A 25,355-nucleotide genomic window follows, 5' to 3' on the forward strand; every position below is an offset into this window, starting at 1 on the left:
CAAATATTTTTCTCTAATTATACCAAACATTTAATGGAAAATTATGATATTTTAAACAAAAAAGAAGTAGGTATCAGGAAACCCCTGACACCTACTTCTTCACCATCAATTTTCCTTCATAATCATTCATCGTCTTTATTTCAATGCCTTTATAGTAATGAGCGACTATCTCTGTATATTTCTTGCCTTCCGCTGCCATACCATTCGCACCGTACTGGCTCATACCGACGCCGTGACCGAATCCTTTCGTTGTAACGGTGATGTTATCCCCTTCTTGTTTCCACGTAAAGTCTGAGGAGCGTAAATCTAACTTTTCACGAACTTGTTTTCCTGTTAATGTTTTCCCTTGGAACTCTACATCCTTTACTCGCTTTCCTTCCGTAAGGTCTTTAATATTACCAACCTTTCCGTTTGCTAGTACTTTCACACCGAGACGTTTTTGAAAATCAGCTACTGTGAATTTTTGCTCACTCGTAAATTTTGGAGAGGCTTGATCCCACGGACTATCTACGCTTTTCAAGTACGGATAATCATTTCCCCAATAATCAGCTGCATTTTCTGTTCGTCCGTTACTCGTTGAGAAGAAGGATGCTGAAATTGGTTTTCCATCATACGTTAAAACTTGTCCTGCGGTTTGCGAAACGGCTTCCTCAATTTTCTTTAAATTATTTTCGTAGTTATTACCCCATTGTTTCTTCAATTCCTCTTTGCTTTTGTACACTTGATCTTTCACCGTATCTGTCACGTCCGCATTGTTTTTCTTACCTCCGCTTAGCATACGCTGCACTACAAATGTTCTTGCTGCTAATGCCTGCGCCTTTAGCGCCTCTATTTCAAAGCTGGCATTCATCTCAGAAGCTACTACACCGGCCACATACTCCTCCATAGGTAATGTTTCTACCTTCTTCTGCTGATCACGATATACAGCAACTTGAACCGCTGTATCCACTTTCCCTGGAGCTGGTATACTTTCTATCGCTGGAGGAGTTTTAGAAGCTGCTTCTTCCCCTACTTTTGCTTTCGCAAACGGAATAACAAGAGCAGCAGGTACAATGATAACGAGCGCTATTAAGAGCGCTACTGTAATGAAAAGTGGCTTTGAAAATTTCATCCTATTCCCCCAATATAAAGTGAAACTTTAATCAGTGGGGGGTTTTGTTCATCCCCCACTGATTATTAGTTGAACCAATCGGGCATTTACGGGCAGCAGGGCTTCCACTTAACTTCTTTGCTTCAGCCGAATTTTGAGGTGGGAGTTTTACTGACCGTTAATGCGGGATAAAGTTGGATTCCTTTCATTCTTATGGAACTACGGGATTTTTTAGAACATACTTGGGGGTATCGATATAAAGTGAAACTTTAATCAGTGGGGTTTTACTGACCGCAAATAGTGGAATAAAACAAAAATTTTCTAAATATTTTCACTGAGACGTGCATAAGTATGGAATTTATTGACTATAACAGTAATAACCCAAAAAAAATAGCCCCTATGTCAAAAGACATAGAGACTACTTCAATTAAGCGTGAAGATCAGAAACTTCTTGTTCTTTCACTTCTTCTACTTTTTCGTTTACACGTTCAATAGTTGCACCTAATGCAGCTAATTTCTTATGGAAATCTACATAACCACGGTCAAGATGTTTTAACTCTGTTACACGAGTATAACCTTCTGATACTAAACCAGCTAAGATTAATGCTGCTGCAGCACGTAAATCAGTTGCGCCAACTTCAGCTCCTTGCAAGCTACTTGGACCGTTCATAATTACAGAACGACCTTCGATTTTAATATCAGCATTCATACGACGGAATTCTTCAACGTGCATAAAGCGGTTTTCGAATACCGTTTCTGTAATCATACTTGTTCCATCAGCATGTAGTAATAATGCCATCATTTGTGATTGCATGTCTGTTGGGAAACCTGGATGAGGCATAGTTTTAATATCAACCGCTTTTAACTTATCTGGGCCGATAACACGTACACCTTCATTTTCCTCAATAATTTTAACACCCATTTCTTCCATTTTCGCTGTAATTGAGCGTAAATGTTCAGGCACAGCATTTTCAATTAAGATGTCTCCACCTGTAATTGCCGCTGCAACCATGAATGTTCCTGCTTCAATACGGTCAGGAATAATAGGGTGGTTTGCACCATATAATTTCTCAACGCCTTCAATACGAATCGTTCCAGTTCCAGCACCGCGTACTTTCGCTCCCATTGCATTTAAGAAGTTAGCTAAGTCAACGATTTCTGGCTCTTTCGCTGCGTTTTCAAGGACTGTTGTCCCTTTTGCTAATGTAGCTGCAGACATAATGTTTTCTGTCGCGCCTACGCTTGGGAAGTCTAAATAAATTTTAGCTCCTTTTAGTTCTCCCTCTACGTGTGCCTCAACAAATCCGTTACCAACTTTTACTTTCGCTCCCATTGCTTCGAAGCCTTTTAAATGTTGGTCAATTGGACGTGAACCAATTGCACATCCACCAGGAAGTGCAATACGAGCACGACCGTTACGTGCTAATAATGGTCCCATTACTTGAACAGATGCACGCATCTTACGTACATACTCAAATGGTGCTTCAATGTTTAATTCTTTAGAAGAATCGATTGTTACTTGGTTATTTTCAAATACGACTTCAGCATTTAAATGACGTAATACCTCGTTAATTGTGTATACATCAGATAATACTGGTACTTCAGATAGTACATTCTTTCCGTCACTCGCTAATAGGGCTGCAGCGATTATAGGTAATACAGCATTTTTTGCGCCCTCAACACGCACTGTGCCGCTTAACCGCTTTCCGCCACGGACGATGATCTTTTCCAAATTATTCCCCTCCGTGTCCTTTTTTCAGTATCTATTCACTCAATACTCAGAAGTTATGATCGGTGTGCCAACCACAATTGTATCTTTGTTGTTTGTAGAACGTATTGCTATTTGCACATTTATTTTCTCTCTATTTGTTGAAAGAGCGTCATTCCACTTTTTATTATATGCGGAGACTGATACAAATGCTCTTTCTTCTATCTGCTCGATCGCTCTTGCTGAAAGATCTTTCAAAACCTGATTGGTTTTATTTTGCAAAACACCTTCAATCTTATCATTCAGTACACCTTGAACACAAGTGTAAATTATAGGTTTTTCACTAAAAATTTTATCCATGTTCTGAACGTACTTCGGGTCCCATTTCGCCCCGCTCACTTCAAAAATAATAAAAGTGTTTTCTTTAGTATTTTCCTTACTCCAAGTTACTACTATTCGTTCTTCATGTGAAGAAGATTTTTTATAGGATGTAGCCTTATATCCATCTGGAGATTGTTCTAATTCCCAACTTTCGATGTTTGCCTCTTCCTTCACATCGTTTAACAATTTTTGAAACGTATGTATATTAGAAATTGTTTTCGTTTCTCGCGCTAACCATGACCACCGCTCTACTTTTGCATCGTTCTTCTCTAAAGCTGCAATCATGCTCTCCATTTTCTGTTCATCGCTTATAGGTTTCATCTCTTTATATCCAACCAAAAATAAAACAACACTTACGATAACGATAAGAATGGCTTTAAACTTCAATTTCATCCCCTCCTATCCCCATTGTTAACGGAGATATGAGGTTCTATACACTTACTTTACTAAATACGTTAAACTCTTTGAATAGCCTAAATAATCAAGGAAAAAGTTACTTACAGATGTCCCAATTGCAATTGTAATTAGGATAAGTAATACTCTCGTCTGCATCACTTTTCCAGACTTCATTAAGCGCTCAATGTGAATACCTTGTAAGGCCCACCACGTAATGGTAATAAACAATAAATGCGAAACAATGGCAATCAGTGCTTGTTGCCCTAAAAGATGTGCCAAAAAATCGACCCCTTTTTTGCTTGGCTACTACTTACGCAAAATGTAAAAAACGATACCATAAATAAGTAGGAGCCACACTTTTTCAAACGCAAATAAGCATCTTACATCGTAATTTTCTCTTGGAAAACATATACCTATAGACGTTTTCATTTGCTGTTACTCCAAAATAAAAAGCGTAGAGTACGGACTCTACACCTTTTATTTCCACTATTGTACCACGTTCCCCAAGAAGAAGAAATCCTTCATTAATGGAAAATGTTCATAAAAGAAATTGTAACCAATCATCGGCATAATCCCTAGTATTACAATCGAAATTGCGCAAAGACTCATGACAATCTTTATATTTAACGGTAACCGGAGCTTTTCTTCTGTCTCTCCCTTGCGGAAAAACATTTGCTGTAATATTTGGAAGTAATATATGAATGAAATAACCGTCGTCCCCATCATAATAGAAGCTAATACGTAATGAGCAGGTTCAACATGAAGTGCCCCTAAAAAAATGTTAATTTTTCCGATGAAACCTGCTGTCCCCGGTATTCCAGCTAACGATAAAATAAAGACCGTCATCACTATAGCTGTAAAGGGGGATCGCTTATATAACCCTGTAAAAATCGTCATGTTTTCCTTATCATTTTGTAAGATTAATCCGTGGATGATTGCAAATGCTCCTATATTCATAAGCATATATGCAAGCATATAAAACCACATACTATCCATCGTAAACTGCGATAGCGCTACAAGAGGGACTAGCAAATACCCAGCATGCGCGATACCTGAATAGGCAAATAGACGTTTTACGTTGTATTGCTTTAATGCTACTACGTTCCCAACAATCATCGTAATACTAGCTAGTACCGCAATGTATATACTCATACGACCGTACAAAGATTGTGCGTCTCCTTGGATTGCCACACCTGCAAATACCATAAGAAACAAACGCGTAATGAGTAGAAAACCAGCAATTTTAGAAATCGTTCCGAGAAAAGCAGTGACAGGTGTAGCCGCTCCCTCATACACATCTGGTGCCCACATATGAAATGGCACTGTTGCAATTTTGAATGAGAGTCCAACGAGCAAAAGTAGAAATGCGAGGGCTAACAATAACTGAATGCCCCCGGCCAATCCTTGCGTAAATGCCTTTTGCATCTCCACTATGTTGGTCGACCCTGTAATACCGTATAAATAGCTCATTCCAAAGAGTGTAATTGCGGTTCCAATTCCTCCGTTAATGACATATTTCATTGCAGCCTCATTCGATGCGCGGTTTCTTTTTCGGATTCCTACTAAAATATAGGAAGAAAGCGAAAGCAACTCTAAACCAACGAACAATGTGATGAAATCAACGCTAGACGCCATGAACATCGCTCCAAGAAGCGCCATTAAAAACAAATAATAATATTCTCCTTTATCTTGAATAGGCTCCTTCTTGTCATCGCTTATTGCCATACATAAAACGAGAGCTGCTCCGCCTAATAACAACGTTTTAAATCCTTTTGAAAATCCATCTAGTACAAACGATCCATTTAAAATATCTCCTGCCGGTTCGCTATATAGCGTCATTAATGACACGATCGCTAACAAGGCAGCGGCAATTGCACCAATCGCAACGTACCTATGGTTCAGCTTAAAAAACAAATCACATATGGAAAGAAGGATGGCTGCCCCGAGAATAATGAATTCTGGTACCATGAGATGCCATGATAAGCTAAGTAACGTGTTCATATCCATCCTACTTCACCCCCAATGTTTTCAATGTAGTTTGAAGTGGATCCCCTAGTAGTTCTGGCATTACCCCAATTGCAATAATACAAACGATAAGCACTATAACAGGAACGTACTCCCATCCGTGTATATCAAATTTCGCTTCCCATTCTTTCTTACCAAATATCACTTGAAGTGTCGCTCTTAATACGTATACAGCGGTTAAAATAATTCCAATTACACCGACGGCGGCGATAACAGGTTTCCCTTGGAATAAACCGAGAAAGGCAAGGAATTCGCTAATAAATCCAGACATCCCTGGCATTCCAAGCGATGCCATACCGCCCGCTAAGAAGAAACCGCTAAGCACCGGAACACTTTTTGCAAGTCCACCAAGTGCTGTAATATCCGAAGTCCCGAAACGCTCTTCAATAATGCCAAGCAAGAAGAAGAGTAAGGCCGCAATTAAACCGTGAGACACAACTTGGAACAATGCCCCTTGTATACCTGGTGCATTTAACGCCGCCAGCCCCATTAATACAATGCCCATATGCGAAATACTAGAGTAAGCAAGTACCTTTCTAAAGTCCGTTTGGATGAGTGCTAGAAAGGCCCCATACAATAAATTAATTACCCCTAAAACCGCAATTAGCGTTGCAAAATCACGAAAATATTCTGGGAATAATCCTTTCCCGAAGCGAACAATACCGTACGCGCCAATCTTCAGCAAAACCCCCGCGTGAAGCATAACTACAGCAGGATGCGCTTCTATGTGTACATTGACCATCCAGCGATGCAAAGGGAAAACAGGGAGTTTAATCGCAAAAGCAATCATTATGGCAAGAAACAAGCCGAACTGTACGCTACTTGAGACGGCCATTCCTCCCCCAGCGCCTACACTCGTTAATATTTCTTTAAGCTCCGCAATATTTGTTGTACCTGTTTTCGCAAATAAAACCGAGAAAACGATAAGTAAAATAGCTGATCCAATACCGTTATATATTAAATAACTATATGCAGCCTTTTCACTCGACAATTTCCCCCACTTGCCAATTAATAAAAACATTGGTGGCAACGTAATCTCAAAGAACATGAAGAACAACATTAAATTTTGAGCAGCGAAGACACCGAGCATACCTATTTCTAACATGAGTAACAGCATGTAGAATGCTTTCAAATTTCTTTTAATAGAAAATGCCGCAATAGCTGCAAGCATCGCTAGAAGGGCTGTGAGCACCATCATTACAAGCGATAAACCATCAATGCCGAGCTCGTAATAAATTGAAAACCACCTTTTGTCCACTGCTGTAAAATCCCCAAATTTAATCCATTTCACTTTTTCATCAAATATCGATAAGCTCTTTCCTGAAGCGTATGTACAAGCAAGGACGGTAGCAATTCCAAATGGAAGCGCCGTTCCGAATAAACCAAGCGCCTGCACTGTACGCGATTCTCGTTTCGGCGTTAATAAAAGCAAGAGAATTCCTAAAAGCGGGGAAAAAATGAAGAACGTTAATAGCAATCCATTCACCGTAAATCCCCTCCCGTATATAACAAAATAATTAGGAGCACTGCGAGCGAAACTGCTGTTACAGTTCCATACACTTGTACATTCCCGTTTTGAAGCCGCGATCCTAGTCCACTCATACCTTTAACGAGTCCAGCAATTAAAACTGCGATTCCTTCTACAACGTATACTTCAAATAAGCGAAGCACATGAGCGATTCCTTTCGTAATAGGAAGTACTGCCGCATTGTATAGTTCATCCACATAATATTTTTCTTTCAAAAGGTTATAAAGAGACGTCCCTTCTCCGCCGGCCCAATCTCTAGAGATAGATTTCTTGCCATATATGAAATATGCGAGGGCAATTCCCGCAAATGAAACGAGCGTTGCAACAATCATAATCCAAACAGGTCCATGTACTTCCTGCACTTTGAATCCTAAATCTTTCGTAAGCCAATCCCCAAGAAACGTTCCGAACCACGGTGTATTTATATAGCCTGCCACTACCGCAAGAACACCAAGGACAATCATCGGATACGTCATTGTGCGAGGTGATTCATGCACCTCTTCCTCCGTCTTCGTTTCCCCTGTAAAAACAAGAAAGTATAGACGGAACATATAAAACGCTGTTAGAAATGCCGCAATTACTGCTAAAACGAATAGAAAGTAATTGCCATTCATCCAAGCCGCCGCTAAAATTTCATCTTTACTAAAAAATCCGGAAAGCAGGGGAACACCACTAATTGCAAGTGTGCCTATTAAAAATAGTGCACCGGTTACTTTCATCTTTTTCTGTAAACCGCCCATTTTATTAATGTTTTGCGTATGGACTGCATGAATTACACTTCCTGCTGCCAGGAACAATAACGCTTTAAAAAAGGCGTGTGTCGTTAAGTGAAAGATACCAGCTACATAACCAGCCGAGCCTAGCGCAAGCATCATATACCCGAGCTGACTAACTGTAGAGTAAGCAAGAACCCTCTTAATATCAGTTTGCACTAGACCGATAGAGGCCGCAAAGATTGCGGTGAAAGCCCCAACGATTGCCACAGTTTGCATCGCTACCGCACTTGCTGAAAATAGCGGGAACATCGTCGCTACTAAATATACGCCGGCTGCAACCATCGTTGCCGCGTGAATAAGCGCCGAAACAGGCGTCGGTCCTTCCATTGCATCTGGCAACCATGTATGAAGCGGGAACTGACCCGATTTCCCCATCGCACCGATAAAAATTAATATCGCCGTTATTGTAATCATAGAAGGAGAGAGGTCGCCCGTATGAATCGCTTTAAAAATCGCGTCATATTCAAAACTACCTGCGTGCCAAAAAATTAATATCATCCCAATAAATAGCCCAACATCCCCAATGCGTGTCATAATAAAAGCCTTTTTCGCAGCAGCCTTCGCTTCTTCTTTAAAGAAATAAAAACCGATAAGTAAAAACGAACCAAGGCCGACTAACTCCCAAAATATATAAAGCTGTAATAAATTCGTCGATATAACTAGCCCAAGCATCGCAAAGGTAAAGAGCCCTAAATATGCATAAAAGGTTGGTAATCTGGTGTCACCTTTCATATAACCTTTTGAGTACACATGTACAAGAAAACTCACAAGTGTAACGATAAACAACATTAAAGCCCCTAATGCGGTAACTTCAAAACCAAATGATATATCTATATCTCCTACCCTAAGCCATACCCACTTATGCTTCACTGCCTCGGATGAAAATCGTTCTATTAGTACTACTACCGCGGATATAAAGGAGAGAAAGGTAAAGAAAATACCTAGTACACTACTTCCCTCTCTAATTTTCTTCCCGAACACAATAAGTAACAAAAACGAAACAAGCGGGAAAAGCGGTATGAGCCATGCATAATCGATCATTGTTTCCTTCCCCCTTTTCGGTCACAATGCTATCCTTTGAGCGTATCCATCTCATCTACATGAACTGTCGGGCGATTACGGTACAAAGCAATCAAAATTGCAAGACCTACCGCTGCCTCCGCTGCCGCTACAGACATCGTAAACAGCGAAAAAATTTGTCCTGTTAAATTCGGAAACAAGCCTAATTTACTAAACGCTACTAGATTTAAATTGGCGGCGTTTAACATCAATTCGATACAAACTAGTACAATTACTGTATTTCGCTTTGTTAAAGCTCCAAATAAGCCGATGCAAAACAAAATAATCGCAAGTGTTAAATATGCAGAAGCCGGAACGCTACTCATGGGAATCCTCCTCTCCCTCATCCTTCTTCGCAAGGATAATCGCTCCTACAAGTGCTACAAGTAAAATAACTGAGGTTAATTCGAATGGAATAATATATTTTGAATAGAGAAGTGTACCGATTTGAAGTGTGTTATTTTCATGGAGAGGTAAACTTCCTTGTGTGCTTTGATTTGAAAAATCGATACTATTAACAGCGAAATACATAACTGCTCCAAATGCTACAACCGCAAAGAAGATAATCCATTTTCGAAGAGTAAGGCGCGATTCATTTTCCGCGTTATGTTTCGTTAACATAATGCCAAAAATCATAATAATAGTGATTGCACCAGAGTAAAGTAAAATTTGTGCCACTCCGATAAATTCGGCTGATAAGAGAAAGTACAAACCCGCAATGCTAAGGAACGTAAGCACAAGGGCCAGCATCATATGCATTACTTTCGTTAAATTCAGCATAAGAACGCCGCCGATAATCGCAGACAAGGATAATATAAAGAAAGCTACAAACTCGCCGTTCATGCTTTATTCTCCTTCCTGATGTTCTCGTCGTTCTCGTCAAGCCACTGCAAATTTTTAAATAAATCATCACGTGAATACTCTGCAAGTTCAAAGTTATTTGTCATTACAATCGCCTCTGTCGGGCAAACTTCTGTACATAAATCGCAAAGAATACAAATTTCAAAATTAATATCATACGTGTCGATAATTTTCCCTTTTTTCGTAGGATCAGGATGTTTTTTTCCTGTTAATTGAATGCAATCTGTCGGACAAATGTTGGAACACTGATTACAAACAATACATTTCTCTGGATAAAACTTTTGAATACCTCGAAATCGGTCTGGTAATGGCAACGGTTGATTTGGATAATCATACGTCACCTTTTTCTTACTCAAATTACTAAGCGTATATTTTAACCCTTTAAATAGTCCTTTCATCTCTTACTGGCACCCCCTTTATAGATTAGAAGAATAGCTCCTTAATCAATGCCGTTAAGAAAATATTTGCAAGTGCGATTGGTAATAATACTTTCCAACCAAACTCCATTAACTGGTCACCTCTTATGCGCGGGAACGTAACGCGGAACCAAATCAATAGAAAGACCACACTGCTGAATTTCAAAGCAAACCATACGGCTCCTGGAATAAACCCAAGGAACATAACTGGATTCCAGCCTCCTAAAAAGAGTACTGTAATTAAAGATGACATCCCGAAGAAATACACATACTCTGAAAGCATGAAAAACGCCCATCGAAAACCTGAGTATTCCGTATGGTATCCTGAAACAAGTTCTGACTCCGCTTCGGGTAAATCAAACGGTGTCCTATTTAACTCTGCAACTGCCGCGATTAAGAAAATGACGAAACCGATTGGCTGTGCGAAAATGTACCATACCTTTTCCTGCGCCGCTACAATTTCATTCAAGTTAAGACTACCAGCTAACAAAACGACGCCAATTACACTCATCACAAGTGGAATCTCATAAGAAATCATTTGCGCTGCTGCGCGCATCCCTCCTAAAAGGGAATATTTATTATTTGATGCCCATCCCCCAGTTACAACTCCGATCGTCGTAATCCCAGAAACAGCAATGTAATACAGCAATCCTACGCCAATATCCGCGAACTGAAATTTATCAGTAAACGGGATAACCGCAAGCACCATAAATGCTGGTGCGAATGCAATAACGGGTGCTAATATAAACAACGGTTTATCAGCAGCTTTCGGAATGCTATCTTCTTTTAATAATAGTTTCAAAACATCAGCTACCGTTTGGAGTAAACCGAACCGGCCCCCAACTTGGTTTGGTCCAATCCGCCCTTGCATAAATCCCATCACTTTCCGTTCTGCCAAAATACCGTATGTAACGAAGCCAAGGACTGCAAATAATAGAAGCACCGCTAATCCGAAAAAAATGAAGAAATTCGTCCAGCTTGAAGGTGATTGTAAGAGCGTCTCAATCATTAGCCGTCAACCTCCCCAAGTACAATATCAACCCCACCTAAAATCGTAATTAAATTGGCGATGTTTTCACCTTTCAATAACTTCGGTAAGATTTGCAAATTATAAAAAGACGGTCTGCGAAATTTCAAGCGGTACGGCTCTTTCTTTCCATCACTAGCAATATAACAGCCAATCTCTCCCCGCGGTGACTCTATACGGACGAACGCTTCTCCCTTAGGTGCTTTAATAATTTTCGGCACTTTCGCCAGCACAGCGCCGTCTTTCGGGAACTGCTCGGCTGCTTGCTCAATAATTTTCAATGACTCCTCAATTTCCTCCATCCGGCAAACGTAGCGATCCCAAGCATCTCCAGAGATCCCGACAGGAACATCAAAGTCAAAACGATCATAAATAGAATACGGCTCATCTTTGCGAAGATCAAAGCGGACTCCCGTGCACCGCAAATTTGCGCCGCTTAAAGAATACGAGATCGCCTCTTCCGCGCTATATACGCCAACGCCCCTCACACGATTTAAGAAAATTTCATTTCCGCTAACGAGGTCGTGGTAACCTGCCAATTGCTCTCTCATATACGGAACAAACTCTTTCACCTTTTCAATCCAGCCGTCTGGCGCATCCCACTTCACGCCGCCGACTCTCATATAGTTGAAAGTAAGCCTTGCACCGCACAATTCACTTAATAAATTTATAATCATCTCTCGTTCACGAAAGGCATATAAAAATGGACTAACCGCTCCTATATCAAGCAGATTCGTTCCCCACCAGACGAGATGGCTCGCAACTCTCCCAAGCTCCATCGCAAGCACCCGTAAATATTCAGCACGCTCTGGAATCTCAAGATCCATCATCGTCTCTACAGCGTGGCAAAGGACGTAATTATTCGTCATTGCTGATAAATAGTCCATTCGATCTGTATACGGGATAATTTGTGTATATTGCAAGCTCTCAGCTATCTTTTCTGTTCCGCGATGCAAATATCCGATAACCGGTGTAGCCTCTTTAATAATTTCCCCGTCAATCTTAATTACAAGCCGAAACACACCATGTGTACTCGGATGCTGCGGCCCTACATTTAAGAGCATCTCTTCCGTACGGATCACAAGCTACACCTCCACATCATACGGTTCATAATCCTTCCTAAGCGGATACCCCACCCAATCATCCGGCATTAAAATGCGAGATAAATTAGGATGACCTTCAAATACAATACCGAGCAAATCATACGCTTCACGCTCCGGCCAATCTGCCCCTTTCCAAAGCGGCGTCACCGATTTTACTTGCGGCGCTTCCCTATCCAGCTTTACCTTCACTGCTACCGACTGTTTCTTTCCATATGAAAATAAATGAACGTATACTTCCATATGTGTCACAAAATCTGTCGCATGTAGCTCTGACATATAATCAAAAGCAAGCCCCTCATGGAATCGCATTAATTCCATCACTTCATAATATTTCGAAGGCTCCGCCACAAGAGTTGGAACATCTTTTGAAAGCTTATTAATATAGGAATCTACTAATGCATATTCTCCTACCCTCTCCTTAACAACCTCCACATAGCGATTTAAATATGGTTGGTTAACTGATGTTTCTTCCTGCTGCGGTTCGTCTTCTATCTTATTTACAGATCCCTTTGCCCTTGCCGCAGCAGCGGCTTTCGCTTTTGCGGCTGCAATTGCCTTTGCTTTCTCATCTCCAGAATCCCCCTCACCTTGTGAGGCTTTCTGCTTCGCTAACGCAGCTGCTTTTGCTTTTGCAGCTGCTACGGCCTTCGCTTTGGCTTTTTCTTCGTCCGTTACTTCTTCTGATCCTTCTCGCTTCTGCTTCGCTAATACCGCTGCTTTTGCCTTTGCAGCTGCTGCAGCTTTCGCCTTTGCTTTGGCTTTTTCTTCGTCCGTTACTTCTTCTGATCCTTCTCGCTTCTGTTTCGCTAATACCGCTGCTTTTGCTTTTGCGGCTGCTGCGGCCTTTGCCTTCGCTTTGGCTTTTTCTTCGTCCGTTACTTCTTCTGATCCTTCTCGCTTTTGCTTCGCTAATGCCGCTGCTTTTGCTTTTGCAGCTGCTGCGGCTTTCGCCTTTGCTTTAACTTTTTCCTCGTCCGTTACTTCTTCTGATCCTTCTCGCTTTTGCTTCGCTAATACCGCTGCTTTTGCTTTTGCAGCTGCTGCGGCTTTCGCCTTCGCTTTGGCTTTTTCTTCATCCGTTACTTCTTCTGATCCTTCTCGCTTTTGCTTCGCTAATACCGCTGCTTTTGCCTTTGCAGCTGCTGCGGCTTTCGCCTTTGCTTCTTCTACATTAATCCCCTTATCTTTTGGTAGCGCTTTCTCTTTTTCTCGATGTTCTCCTTCAAGTTTAGACATTTCCGCCCCATGTTTCGCAGCAAGACGTTTTCGCGCTTCCTCTTTCGCATGACGGGCTGCTTCTCTTTTCATACTTTCTAAGTCTTTATTTGGATCACTCATTTATTCGTCACCTGCTTCCCGGTCCTCGCCTCGTAACGAATTTTTTCTTTTAATTTATTAATTCCATAAATTAAAGCAGCAGGATTTGGAGGGCATCCAGGAATATACACATCAACTGGTACAATTTGATCTACACCTTTCACAACAGCATACGAATTCACATACGGACCACCGGCTGTTGCACAAGATCCCATCGCAATTACCCACTTTGGTTCAGGCATTTGATCATATAAGCGCCGAACAATAGGCGCCATTTTCTTCGTTACCGTTCCTGACACAATCATGACATCCGATTGTCTTGGTGAAGTCCGAAAAAATGACCCAAATCGATCTAAATCGTAATGTGATGAACCTACTCCCATCATTTCAATCGCACAGCATGCTAGTCCAAATGTCATCGGCCATAAAGAATTGCTCCGCGCCCATCCCTTCAACTGTTCCAATGTAGAAAAAAAGATATTTCTTTCTAATTCCGCTCGCTCCTGTGGGTGTAATTCCTCAAAATTTATAACCATTGTAACACCTTCTTTTTCCAAGCATACGCTAATCCAACTAGCAACATCACAACAAAAATGAGCATTTCAATCAGTGCAAATAAACCAAGCTTGTCATATGCAACAGCCCATGGGTATAAAAATAAAGTTTCTACATCAAAGATGACGAACAATAAAGCGAAAATATAATAACGAGCATGAAACCGAATATTGGCATCATGAAAAGGCTCAATTCCACTCTCATACGTCGTCGCTTTCGCTGCACTTGGTTTATTTGGACGCAGCATTTTCCCTAATGTAAGAGCCACTACCGGCAACAATATACCTAATAGCAAGAAAATCAAAACGATCATATAACTATTTTCATATACACTTGCCATTGTGAAACCCTCCCCCCTGAATTAAGAACAAGTTCACATAGTAAACAATATGTCTTACTTGCATTATTTATTATTTTTAAATTTTTCTAAATAATGCAACTATTTAATTCATTATAGCAAACTTCAAATTCCTATGTCGATATATCGGGAACAGAAACAACAATTAATACTTGCTGAGCAAATCTATTTTTACAACTCCTTATAAATGTGTAAAATAAATATAGAAATCCTATATGTTTTTCAAGCAATCTTAAAAAACATAAACTAAAAAAAGGTGGTTCTTATGTATATACAGTGGGTGATATAAATGAAAAAACAAACACATGTAAGTATTCTTATAAGCATTTCATTGTTGTATATAGCTATTCATTACGTATCAATGTCCTTTCTATATGAGTACGCACTCCCATTTCAAATGTTAACTGGAATAAGTACCATATTAATTGATATTACAATTTGCAGTTTTATATTTTATTTTTCAAATATAAAACAAGGGTTATCTCGTTTGTTTTGGATAATATTAACTATCGGATCCTTCTCTTATTTCATCGGCGATATAGTAGTTGCTTATCAACGCTTAATTCTGCATGACTACTATACATTCGTTGATCCATCAGACTTTTTTTACTTATTATTTTTAATTAGCTTTGCATTTGCCTTTCTATATGAAATTATTTATGGTCGAGACTTATTGGAACAGCTTTTTACGATATGCGATATTTGTATTATTGTTACAGCTCAATTTACTTTAAGCTACTATTTGCTTATTGAAAGAACCATTCATATTTTTACAACATCATATATCGGCATGTTTGTTCAACTCACGTATCCAATGGCTGATTTACTCTTTCTTTTAATAGGAATCAACCTTTTATTCAGACCATTATTCTTACTACCAAAACAAGTTGGCGCTCTTCTTGGCAGTGCTTTAATTTTGTATGCTACTACGGATGCTATTTATGCTTATATAAAATACTTCCAGCCTGAGCACTCTATGTTCACAGTTGCTCCATTCTATCAAGTAACCTTATTATTGGTAGCAATCGCTTGCATACTTCACACAAAAGAGCCTGAAAAACAAGAACAAGTATTACTAACACCTCAACTCGGTGAATCAATCCGATTATCATTACCGTATATTTCTGTCGTGATGCTAATCGTTTTTATATTGGTCGAAAATGTTTTTGCACCTATCGTAGTAATTGGACTTATAGTAACTTTCGCCTTCGTTCTCATACGCCATATGTTAGTTCGAAGACAAAATAAAATATTATTGCTAGCACAAATGCAATTCAGCTTAGAACTCGAGAAACAAATCGAACTACGTACAGAAGATTTAGTAGAACAAAAAAATGAGTTATATCATAACCAACAAATGTTTAAATCTTTATACGAGCATCATCCAGATCCAATTTTCACATTAGATTTGTACGGTAATTTTCTCAATGTGAACAACGCTGGAACTACTTTACTCGGTTATCAAACGAATGAATTATTAAACCAACCATACTATTCACTTATGTATAAAGAAGATTTGGAAGAAATCATTAATGCCTTTCGTCACGTTAAAAAAGGGAAATCTATTTCTTTAGAAATACGGGCATATCATAAAAATAGGGATATTTACTACTTGCACGTTACAGCTGTTCCCATCTTTTTAAAGGAACATATTTCTGGGGCCTATTTAATGATTAAAGATATTACAGAAAGCAAGCAGCAACAAGAACAAATTAATTTCCTAGCATATCACGATACTTTAACCGAACTTGCAAATCGCCGTTCATTTCATCAGCAGTTAGAAAAAGCAATTGCACGAGCAAAACTATCGAAAAGACCTTTTGCTGTTATGTTTCTCGATTTAGACCGTTTTAAAGTTATTAACGATACTCTCGGTCACCGGGTAGGAGATCTTCTTTTAATTGCTGTAGCAAAAAGACTAGAACGAATATCGACGTCAAATATGAAACTTGCTCGGTTAGCTGGGGATGAGTTCACAATTCTTATAGAAGATTATAAAGAAGATAGAGATGTACAAAAAATAGCTGATATGATTGTACTATCTATGAATGAGCCATTCGAAATTGAAAATCAACATTTACAAATCTCGCCAAGTATCGGGATTGCAATATACCCAGAAGCAGGCGAAGATCCGTTATCTATTTTACAACATGCTGATATGGCCATGTACGAAACCAAAAATAAAGGAAAGAATGGTAGCTCACTTTATACGAAAGAGTTATATAAAAAAATGGAGCGAAAAGCTCGAATTGAAAAAGATTTACCACTTGCTTTAGTAAATAAAGAATTCTTTCTCGTCTATCAACCACAAGTTGACATTACAACGAATAAAATCATCGGTGCCGAAGCTTTAATCCGTTGGAAACATCCACTATTAGGTGACATTTCACCATGTGAGTTCATTCCAATTGTGGAAGAGACTCCGCAGGTCATCCCACTTGGGCATTGGGTGCTACGAGAGTCTTGTCGTCAACTAAAAATATGGCAAAGTTTTGGATACACAAACTTAAAAATGAGTGTCAATTTATCAGCGAAAGAATTTCAACAAAATCAATTAATCGAAAATATTTCACAAATACTAAAGGACGTTAAAATTGACCCGAAAGATGTAACACTTGAACTAACAGAACGAATTGCGATGATTGATGAAAAAGAAACATTATCGAGACTAAAGCAATTAAAAGAATATGGTATTCAAACGTCCATTGATGACTTCGGTACCGGCTACTCTTCTCTTGCTTATTTATCAATTTTCCCTATCGATACATTAAAAGTACCAAAAGAATTTACACAACTAGCCGATCATCGGCCTGAAGAAAGAGCCATCGTTTCCACTATCCTTTCCCTTGCAAATACTTTAAATCTCTCTGTCGTTGCTGAAGGAATTGAAACAGAAAAACAGCTTAAGTTTCTTCAAAAAAACAACTGTAAATACATGCAAGGTTACTATTTCAGTAAACCTCTAACAAGTAAACAGTTTATAAAATTTCTACAAAAAACACCCAGTATGAACCAATAGCTCACACTGGGTGTTTTTATATTGTTGGAATTTTTTTCTCATAATATTCTTCTGCAATCTCTTCATAAAAAGCTGCTTTTGTTGTATAAAAATATGGAGTTAACCATAAGAATCCAATTCCTAATGTAATCACGCTTAATATAAACCAACCAATAAAACTTAAACATAAAATGAAATACTCCATTTTATGTCCAGCCATCATATGACGGCTTTCTGTAATAGCTTGGTTCAATGAGTACTCAGGATGATCATTTAAAACATAATACGTCATCGCATAAGAAAATGATTTAATAATGCCTGGAATAATAAAAAGCAAGAACCATAAAAAAATATAAACATTTACTAGTATATATACTAAAAATGACTTTAGAAACTTTGTACCTTCTGTAAACCAGCTGAATAGATGCCCAATACGAACTTCTTTTTCCCGAATTATATGTAGCGCTAAACAATAGCCACCTAGCGTTAATGGACCCACTATAAAAATTGTAATAATCTCTATCGAAAGCGAACTATTCCATTCTCCCCAGTTCCATACTTGCGAAAAAATAAATTTAATACTAACACTAAAAGCTGACGTAAGAATCCAAATAAGTAATGTAGCCCCTACACCTAATCCCCATTTCCCTTCCAGTGAATCTAGCGCTTCTCCTTTTAAATCACTAATCATAATTAGCCTCCAATACGTAACAATTCTATTAGTATAGCACGTCCCTACTGCAATTCACCTTTTGCAATATAGCGATAAAAGTGCGCTGTCGTTGTACCTACATATGGACTAAGCCAAAGAAATCCTATTCCAAGAGTAAGAATTGCTAAAATAGCCCATCCTATGAAGCTAAGCCATAAAAGAAATAAATCTAGTTTATGCCCCTTCATAAAGTTCTTACTTTCTTTCATCGCCTGTGAAACGCTATAATCTGGATTTTCAACCATAACATAATACGTCATCGCATAAGAAAAATACATCACAATCATTACAACAATCGAAATAGCTAATAGTACAAAGAAAGCAATCGTTAATGATACATTCCCTTCCTCACCAAAAAATGCGAATACACCTAGTAACAACATCGGAATCCACGTACCTGTATATAACAAAATCGCAAGCATAGCCCACATTGTTTTCATCATTCTTTTAAAGCCACGAAATCCTTCAAATAAATAATCTACTCTAGCATCTTCTCGTTTACTAATTTGTAGCAACACATTCGTATAACCGTATGATGTAATACCATAAGATGCATTACTCAAAATGATCATTATGCAATAAAAAATTCCAAATGTAATACCTGCACCGACTGATATTGCTTCCTCTTCAATTGAACCCGCTAAACCAACAACTAAGAAAAATATAATAATTCCTGGAATTAAAAGTATAAGCATTGCAGCCATTGAAACAACATAACTTAAAATAATATGTAAAATTGTTGATCCAACACCTAGTCCCCATTTTCCTTTTAAAGAGTACAATGCTTCTCGTTTCATTTCACCGATCATTTGTTCATCTCCTTTATGAAATATAAATTGTTATATATTCTCTACTTATACAAACAACAATATAATTATACCAATTTTGTCAGTTCATTCTATCTAATAAATTGAGTTTCAGTTTCGACATTTAAATAAAACACAGCTATGCATAACAAAAAGATAACCTGCAGTTCTTTTTATTTCTCGATTTTCACTTGGCATCGGGCAGAAAAAGGCTCTGACCGCTTCTATGCATGGTTGGATGCTCTCTCCTACCTAAAAAAGAGGCGTTTTTTTCCTCTTTTAATTTATATCCATAACAAAAAATCCGTAAGGGTCAGAGCCCTTACGGATTTTTTTACTTCATATCAGAAACGTTTAAACGGTTCACAGCACGCTGCAAGGCCATTTCTGCACGTCTAAAGTCAACATGTGCTTGTTTATCTTGCATACGTTGCTCAGCGCGACGTTTCGATTCATTTGCACGATGGATATCGATATGGTTTGCTTCTTCAGCAGATGATGATAATACAGTTACTTTATCTGGACGAACTTCGATAAAGCCACCGCTTACTGCTACATAATCAGTGTGCCCACCATTTTTCAGACGAACTGCACTAATTTTTAACGGTGCAACAGTTGGAATGTGACCTGGTAAGATCCCCATTTCCCCACTCTCTGCTTTTACGCTTACCATTTCTACTTCTTTTTCGTAAACCGGTCCATCAGGAGTTACAATACTGACTGGAAATGTCTTCATAATTCGTCCCTCCTAAGGCCTTACGCCATCATTTTCTTCGCGTTTTCAATAACTTCTTCAATGCTACCAACAAGACGGAATGCATCTTCTGGAAGGTCATCATATTTTCCTTCTAGAATTTCTTTGAAGCCACTAACTGTATTTTTCACAGGTACGTAAGAACCTTTTTGACCTGTGAACTGCTCAGCTACGTGGAAGTTTTGAGATAAGAAGAATTGAATACGACGAGCACGATGCACAACTAACTTATCTTCTTCAGATAACTCATCCATACCTAAGATAGCGATGATATCTTGAAGCTCTTTATAACGCTGTAAAGTTTGCTGTACTTGACGAGCTACTTCATAATGCTCTTCTCCTACGATTTCTGGAGAAAGTGCACGAGACGTAGATGCTAATGGATCTACGGCTGGGTAAATACCCATTTGTGTTAAACGACGCTCTAAGTTTGTTGTTGCATCTAAGTGAGCGAACGTTGTAGCTGGTGCTGGGTCAGTATAGTCATCGGCTGGTACGTATACCGCTTGGATAGACGTGATAGACCCTTTATTTGTAGATGTAATACGCTCTTGTAATTGACCCATTTCTGTTGCAAGTGTTGGTTGGTAACCTACCGCAGATGGCATACGACCAAGAAGGGCAGATACTTCAGAACCTGCTTGCGTGAAACGGAAGATGTTATCGATGAACAATAGTACGTCTTGTCCTTGCTCATCACGGAAATGTTCAGCCATTGTTAAACCTGTTAATGCAACACGTTGACGTGCTCCAGGTGGCTCGTTCATTTGTCCAAATACCATCGCAGTTTTCTTAATTACGCCAGAATCGCTCATTTCGTGGTATAAGTCATTACCCTCACGAGTACGCTCACCTACACCAGCGAATACAGAGATACCACCGTGCTCTTGTGCGATGTTGTTAATTAATTCCTGAATTAATACCGTTTTACCTACACCGGCACCACCGAATAGACCGATCTTACCACCCTTAATGTAAGGAGCAAGTAAATCTACTACTTTAATACCAGTTTCAAGAATTTCTATTCTTGTAGATAGTTCTTCGAATGCAGGTGCTTGACGGTGAATTGGATCACGACGTACATCCGCAGGAACATCACCATCTAAGTCAATTGCATCACCTAATACGTTGAATACGCGACCAAGTGTTACATCACCAACTGGTACAGAGATTGCTTTACCAGTATCTTCTACTTCTGTGCCACGAACAAGTCCATCTGTGGAAGACATCGCAACTGTACGAACTGTGTCATCACCTAAATGAAGTGCAACTTCAAATGTTAAGTTGATGCTTGCTCCGTTTTCATTGCTTTGTTTTACCGTAAGGGCGTTGTAGATTGCTGGTAGCTTTCCGCCATCAAACTTAACGTCTACAACCGGACCCATGATTTGCGTAACGCGCCCTTTATTCATCGGGTTCCCTCCTAGCTTTCTTTTAATTAGCCAGCTTTCTAAGAGAAGTCGGCTTTTAATTTTTTATTACTATTCTAACGCTGCTGCTCCACCAACGATTTCCGTAATTTCTTGCGTAATCGCTGCTTGACGCGCACGGTTGAATGAAAGTGTAAGTGAATCGATAACTTCCATTGCGTTGTCTGTAGCACTCTTCATTGCTGTCATACGCGCCGCGTGCTCACTTGCTTTACCGTCTAGTAATGCACCGTACACTAAGCTTTCTGCGTATTGTGGCAATAATACTTTTAAAATTTCTTCTTCAGAAGGTTCGAATTCATAAGCTGTCGTCGGTTTATTAGACGCCACATCCGTAAGCGGTAAAATTTTATTTTCCGTTACTTCTTGTGAAATTTTACTTACATAATGGTTGTAGTAAATGTACAGCTCATCATAAGCACCGTCTGCGAACATCGCAATTGCTCGAGAAGCAAGATCTTTAATATCAGTAAATGATGGGTGGTCAGATAATCCAACTACTTCATCAATGATGTTAAAGCCGCGACGTTTTAAATAATCACGTCCTAGTCGTCCAAGCACAATAATTGAATATTGGTTTGAATCCATATTATGACGTTCACGAACTACGTTACTTACTGTACGTAATACGTTACTGTTATAACCACCTGCTAGTCCGCGATCAGATGTAATAACGATGTATCCTGTACGCTTTACAGGACGCGCATTTAGCATTGGATGATTAATTCCTTTACTTCCTTGCGCAATGCTCGCTACTACTTCTTGAATCTTTTCCATATACGGAACGAAAGATTTAGCATTTTGCTCTGCACGGTTTAACTTAGATGCAGATACCATCTCCATCGCTTTCGTAATTTGACTCGTTTTCTTTGTCGAGGTAATCTTCGCTTTTATATCGCGTAAAGATGCCACAGGTTTTCACCACCTTTTTTCCGGAAGTTGGCACGATTAGTAAGAATCCTCTTTCTAATCTACGTTGCAAGATATTCTTGCTCATGATTGAAGGAAAAGAATAGGTGCACCTACTCTTTTCCTTTACATAACCGTCAGCAATCTCAAAAGCTGAGATGCCTTTATATGATCTAGCTAAGCCACAGTCGGCTTCACTTTTTATTATTATTCAGAAGCTACGAATACTTTTTTAAATCCGTTAATTGCTGCTGCAAACTTGTCGTCATCCGCAAGTTTCTTAGTTGTGCGGATTTCTTCTAATAAGTCAGTTGCATTTGAATCTAACCAAGCATGGAATTCTTCTTCGAAACGAGTGATATCTGCTACTGGGATATCATCTAGGAATCCACGTGTTAAAGCGTAAAGAATGATAACTTGTTTCTCTACACGCAATGGTTTGTGTAATCCTTGTTTTAATACCTCAACTGTACGAGCACCACGGTTTAATTTCGCTTGTGTTGCTTTATCAAGGTCAGAACCGAACTGAGCGAACGCTTCTAACTCACGGTAAGATGCAAGGTCAAGACGAAGTGTACCTGATACTTTACTCATTGCTTTAATCTGAGCAGATCCACCAACACGAGATACAGAAGTACCCGCATCGATCGCTGGACGTACGCCAGAGAAGAATAGGTCAGATTGTAAGAAGATTTGTCCATCCGTAATCGAAATTACGTTTGTTGGGATGTAAGCTGATACGTCCCCTGCTTGTGTTTCGATGAAAGGTAGTGCAGTTAAAGAACCGCCGCCTCTTGCATCACTTAATTTTGCTGCACGCTCTAATAAACGAGAATGTAAGTAGAATACATCCCCTGGATATGCTTCACGACCTGGAGGACGACGTAATAGTAATGAAAGCTCACGGTAAGCCGCTGCTTGTTTTGATAAGTCATCATATACTACTAATACGTGTTTACCATTGTACATGAACTCTTCACCCATTGTTACACCAGCATAAGCAGCTAGGTATAATAATGGAGCTGGTTGAGAAGCTGATGCAGTTACAACGATTGTGTAATCTAATGCACCGTGCTTACGTAGTGTTTCTACTACGTTACGTACTGTTGATTCTTTTTGTCCTATAGCTACATAGATACAAATCATATCTTCATCTTTTTGGTTAATGATTGTATCAAGTGCAACTGCTGTTTTACCTGTTTGGCGGTCACCGATGATTAACTCACGTTGACCACGGCCAATTGGTACAAGAGCATCGATCGCTTTAATACCTGTTTGAAGTGGTTCATGAACAGATTTACGATCCATTACACCTGGTGCTGGACTTTCGATTGGACGAGTGTTTGTTGTATTGATTGGGCCTAAACCATCAACTGGTTGACCTAATGGGTTTACAACACGACCGATTAGTTCTTTTCCTACTGGTACTTGCATGATGCGACCAGTACGACGAACTTCGTCACCTTCACGGATTTCTGTGTAAGGTCCTAAAATAATGATACCTACGTTGTTTTCCTCTAAGTTTTGTGCTAGTCCCATAACGCCGTTAGAGAACTCTACAAGTTCACCAGCCATAACGTTATCAAGACCATGAGCACGCGCAATACCGTCACCGACTTGGATAACTGTACCAACATCACTAACTTCGATTTCAGACTGATAGTTCTCGATTTGTTGCTTTATCAGTGCGCTAATTTCTTCAGCTCTGATGCTCATGTGCTTCACCCCTATCTATTCTTCATTAATTCACGCTGAATACGTGCTAATTTTCCTTGTAAGCTTCCGTCGTAAATGCGATTTCCTATACGTACTTTAATGCCGCCTAGTAAATCTTCATCCACAACATTTTTCACGCGAATTGCATCTTTTCCTGTTTTTTTTGCAAATGCTTCTGCAATGTTAAGTTTTTCTTCTTCCGATAGAAGACGAATAGAATATACAGTTGCATCCGCTACATTACGTTCTTCATTAGCAAGAACAACATATTCATTTGCAATTTCAGGTAGGATATCAATACGCTTGTTATCAATTAAAATATATAACGTATTTAAAATAGATTCAGAAACAGATGCGAATACGTTTGCAAGAAACGTTTTCTTCTGCTCTTTTGAAATGTTCGGTTGCGTTAAAAAGCTATGTAGTTCTCCGTTCTTTGTAAAAACGTTTTGTACAAGGCGTAATTCCTCTTCAAACATTTCTAATACGTGTTTTTCTTTTGCAATTTTGAAAAGAGCGACAGCATAACGTTTTGCTACAATCCCATTGCTCATCGCGCTTCTCCTACTTCTTTAATATAATCGCGAATTAACTTCACTTGATCTTCTTCTTTTAATTCTTTTTCAATTACTTTAGAAGCAATATGAACAGATAAAGAAGCAACTTGTTCTTGTAAAGCAGCAATCGCTTGCTCTTTTTCGCGTTGAATTTCTTGTACAGCAGATGTTTTAATTGATTCTGCTTCTTCTTTCGCAGCAGCAACAATAACATCCTTTTGATCTACAGCTTGTTTCTTCGCTCTTTCGATTAACTCTTGTGCTTCAACACGCGATTGTTTTAACATTTCACGTTGTTCTTCTACTAATTTCTTCGCTTCAGCATTACTTCTTTCTGCAGCGTCGATTTCATTAGTAACATGCTCTTCACGTTCTTTCATAATTCCCATTAAAGGACCCCACGCGAATTTGCGTAGCATTACTAATAGAAGTAAGAAAATGAACAATGTATAAGCAATCGTTCCAAATGGAATGGAAGCCCCTAATAATAAAGTTGGCACAAGGATTCACTCCCTTCAAAATATCTAAATTGATCATATGAAAAAAAAAGACATACGTTTCGTTCATAAAGCAATGGCGAAGAAAGTTCGGAAAAACACTCTTCGCCATCTATGTAAGGGGAGTCTCCCTTATTTGTTCATTACGATGAAAGCAATAACTACACCGATAATTGGAAGTGCCTCAACTAATGCAACCCCGATGAACATAATTGTTTGAAGTGCGCCTTTTAATTCTGGTTGACGAGCAACACCTTCGATTGTACGTGATACGATAAGACCGTTACCAATACCTGCACCTAATGCTGATAAACCAATTGCAATTGCAGCTGCGATTACACCTAAACTCATTTAATTTGTCCTCCTTTGTATTATA

At 39.1% G+C, this 25,355-nt stretch carries 25 protein-coding genes; 1 reads left to right on the forward strand and 24 read right to left on the reverse strand.

From position 1 onward, the window contains the following. Positions 1-91: 91 nt before the first annotated feature. The 15 genes from spoIID to nuoA all read right to left on the reverse strand — a co-directional run bounded on the left by spoIID (position 92) and on the right by nuoA (position 14,582). Positions 92-1,111 carry a stage II sporulation protein D gene (spoIID, locus tag MKY70_RS27390; protein ID WP_088031728.1) on the reverse strand — a complete coding sequence of 340 codons (1,020 nt, stop codon included), beginning with the start codon at positions 1,109-1,111 and terminating at the stop codon, positions 92-94. Between the two features lie 406 nt (positions 1,112-1,517). Next, positions 1,518-2,822, reverse strand: a complete 1,305-nt coding sequence (gene murA, locus MKY70_RS27395) for a UDP-N-acetylglucosamine 1-carboxyvinyltransferase (protein ID WP_002068497.1) — start codon at positions 2,820-2,822, stop codon at positions 1,518-1,520. A gap of 39 nt (positions 2,823-2,861) precedes the next feature. Continuing rightward, positions 2,862-3,566, reverse strand: a complete 705-nt coding sequence (locus MKY70_RS27400) for a YwmB family TATA-box binding protein (RefSeq protein ID WP_002139032.1) — start codon at positions 3,564-3,566, stop codon at positions 2,862-2,864. A gap of 51 nt (positions 3,567-3,617) precedes the next feature. Then, positions 3,618-3,854, reverse strand: a complete 237-nt coding sequence (locus MKY70_RS27405) for a DUF1146 family protein (protein ID WP_002016201.1) — start codon at positions 3,852-3,854, stop codon at positions 3,618-3,620. A gap of 207 nt (positions 3,855-4,061) precedes the next feature. Next, positions 4,062-5,576, reverse strand: a complete 1,515-nt coding sequence (gene nuoN / locus MKY70_RS27410; RefSeq protein ID WP_085313028.1) for an NADH-quinone oxidoreductase subunit NuoN — start codon at positions 5,574-5,576, stop codon at positions 4,062-4,064. 7 nt (positions 5,577-5,583) lie between these two features. Then, positions 5,584-7,086: an NADH-quinone oxidoreductase subunit M gene (locus MKY70_RS27415; RefSeq protein ID WP_078184881.1), complete on the reverse strand. Its 1,503-nt coding sequence runs from the start codon at positions 7,084-7,086 to the stop codon at positions 5,584-5,586. Further along, positions 7,083-8,945: an NADH-quinone oxidoreductase subunit L gene (nuoL, locus tag MKY70_RS27420; protein WP_088031726.1), complete on the reverse strand. Its 1,863-nt coding sequence runs from the start codon at positions 8,943-8,945 to the stop codon at positions 7,083-7,085. Before nuoL ends, MKY70_RS27415 begins: the two co-directional genes overlap by 4 nt. Positions 8,946-8,974: 29 nt before the next feature. Then, positions 8,975-9,289 (reverse strand): NADH-quinone oxidoreductase subunit NuoK, encoded by a 315-nt coding sequence (nuoK, locus tag MKY70_RS27425; protein WP_000100081.1) that lies wholly within the window; start codon positions 9,287-9,289, stop codon positions 8,975-8,977. Beyond that, complete coding sequence (locus tag MKY70_RS27430; protein ID WP_001012819.1) at positions 9,282-9,806, reverse strand: NADH-quinone oxidoreductase subunit J; 525 nt, start codon at positions 9,804-9,806, stop codon at positions 9,282-9,284. The genes nuoK and MKY70_RS27430 overlap by 8 nt, the downstream gene beginning before the upstream one ends. Beyond that, a complete protein-coding gene (gene nuoI, locus MKY70_RS27435; protein ID WP_002016193.1) occupies positions 9,803-10,222 on the reverse strand; it encodes an NADH-quinone oxidoreductase subunit NuoI in 420 nt (139 codons plus the stop codon). Before nuoI ends, MKY70_RS27430 begins: the two co-directional genes overlap by 4 nt. A 25-nt stretch (positions 10,223-10,247) precedes the next feature. Further along, positions 10,248-11,249 carry an NADH-quinone oxidoreductase subunit NuoH gene (nuoH, locus tag MKY70_RS27440; protein WP_002068471.1) on the reverse strand — a complete coding sequence of 334 codons (1,002 nt, stop codon included), beginning with the start codon at positions 11,247-11,249 and terminating at the stop codon, positions 10,248-10,250. Beyond that, positions 11,249-12,349, reverse strand: coding sequence for an NADH-quinone oxidoreductase subunit NuoD (nuoD, locus tag MKY70_RS27445; protein ID WP_063219445.1), 1,101 nt, complete (start codon positions 12,347-12,349; stop codon positions 11,249-11,251). Before nuoD ends, nuoH begins: the two co-directional genes overlap by 1 nt. Positions 12,350-12,352: 3 nt before the next feature. After that, on the reverse strand, positions 12,353-13,708 hold the full coding sequence (locus MKY70_RS27450; protein ID WP_341026218.1) for an NADH-quinone oxidoreductase subunit C: 1,356 nt from the start codon (positions 13,706-13,708) through the stop codon (positions 12,353-12,355). Next, complete coding sequence (nuoB, locus tag MKY70_RS27455; RefSeq protein ID WP_002089729.1) at positions 13,705-14,223, reverse strand: NADH-quinone oxidoreductase subunit NuoB; 519 nt, start codon at positions 14,221-14,223, stop codon at positions 13,705-13,707. Before nuoB ends, MKY70_RS27450 begins: the two co-directional genes overlap by 4 nt. After that, complete coding sequence (gene nuoA, locus MKY70_RS27460; RefSeq protein WP_000179270.1) at positions 14,214-14,582, reverse strand: NADH-quinone oxidoreductase subunit NuoA; 369 nt, start codon at positions 14,580-14,582, stop codon at positions 14,214-14,216. Before nuoA ends, nuoB begins: the two co-directional genes overlap by 10 nt. 307 nt (positions 14,583-14,889) lie before the next feature. On the opposite strand from nuoA, the gene MKY70_RS27465 reads away from it, so the two are divergent. Then, on the forward strand, positions 14,890-17,619 hold the full coding sequence (locus tag MKY70_RS27465; RefSeq protein WP_341026220.1) for a putative bifunctional diguanylate cyclase/phosphodiesterase: 2,730 nt from the start codon (positions 14,890-14,892) through the stop codon (positions 17,617-17,619). A gap of 16 nt (positions 17,620-17,635) precedes the next feature. On the opposite strand, the gene MKY70_RS27470 is transcribed toward MKY70_RS27465, so the two are convergent. The 9 genes from MKY70_RS27470 to atpE form a co-directional block, all read right to left on the reverse strand. Then, entirely contained in the window at positions 17,636-18,289 is a 654-nt protein-coding gene (locus MKY70_RS27470; protein ID WP_002143866.1) for a DUF975 family protein, read from the reverse strand. Between the two features lie 44 nt (positions 18,290-18,333). Further along, positions 18,334-19,119, reverse strand: a complete 786-nt coding sequence (locus tag MKY70_RS27475) for a DUF975 family protein (RefSeq protein ID WP_002016277.1) — start codon at positions 19,117-19,119, stop codon at positions 18,334-18,336. A 331-nt stretch (positions 19,120-19,450) separates the two neighbouring features. Beyond that, entirely contained in the window at positions 19,451-19,852 is a 402-nt protein-coding gene (gene atpC, locus MKY70_RS27480) for a F0F1 ATP synthase subunit epsilon (RefSeq protein WP_002016279.1), read from the reverse strand. A gap of 20 nt (positions 19,853-19,872) precedes the next feature. Then, positions 19,873-21,282: a F0F1 ATP synthase subunit beta gene (atpD, locus tag MKY70_RS27485; protein WP_002034913.1), complete on the reverse strand. Its 1,410-nt coding sequence runs from the start codon at positions 21,280-21,282 to the stop codon at positions 19,873-19,875. Between the two features lie 69 nt (positions 21,283-21,351). Then, positions 21,352-22,212: a F0F1 ATP synthase subunit gamma gene (gene atpG, locus MKY70_RS27490; protein ID WP_002034912.1), complete on the reverse strand. Its 861-nt coding sequence runs from the start codon at positions 22,210-22,212 to the stop codon at positions 21,352-21,354. 204 nt (positions 22,213-22,416) lie between these two features. Continuing rightward, complete coding sequence (gene atpA, locus MKY70_RS27495; RefSeq protein WP_002034911.1) at positions 22,417-23,925, reverse strand: F0F1 ATP synthase subunit alpha; 1,509 nt, start codon at positions 23,923-23,925, stop codon at positions 22,417-22,419. An 11-nt stretch (positions 23,926-23,936) separates the two neighbouring features. After that, the gene (atpH, locus tag MKY70_RS27500; RefSeq protein WP_002130060.1) at positions 23,937-24,479 is read right to left on the reverse strand and encodes a F0F1 ATP synthase subunit delta; all 543 of its coding nucleotides are present in this window, start codon (positions 24,477-24,479) and stop codon (positions 23,937-23,939) included. Next, positions 24,476-24,982, reverse strand: a complete 507-nt coding sequence (atpF, locus tag MKY70_RS27505) for a F0F1 ATP synthase subunit B (RefSeq protein ID WP_002016287.1) — start codon at positions 24,980-24,982, stop codon at positions 24,476-24,478. The genes atpH and atpF overlap by 4 nt, the downstream gene beginning before the upstream one ends. A gap of 129 nt (positions 24,983-25,111) precedes the next feature. Then, positions 25,112-25,330: a F0F1 ATP synthase subunit C gene (gene atpE, locus MKY70_RS27510; RefSeq protein WP_000052064.1), complete on the reverse strand. Its 219-nt coding sequence runs from the start codon at positions 25,328-25,330 to the stop codon at positions 25,112-25,114. Between the last annotated feature and the right edge of the window lie 25 nt (positions 25,331-25,355).

Source organism: Bacillus sp. FSL R9-9492 (assembly GCF_038007365.1).
GTDB lineage: Bacteria > Bacillota > Bacilli > Bacillales > Bacillaceae_G > Bacillus_A > Bacillus_A mycoides.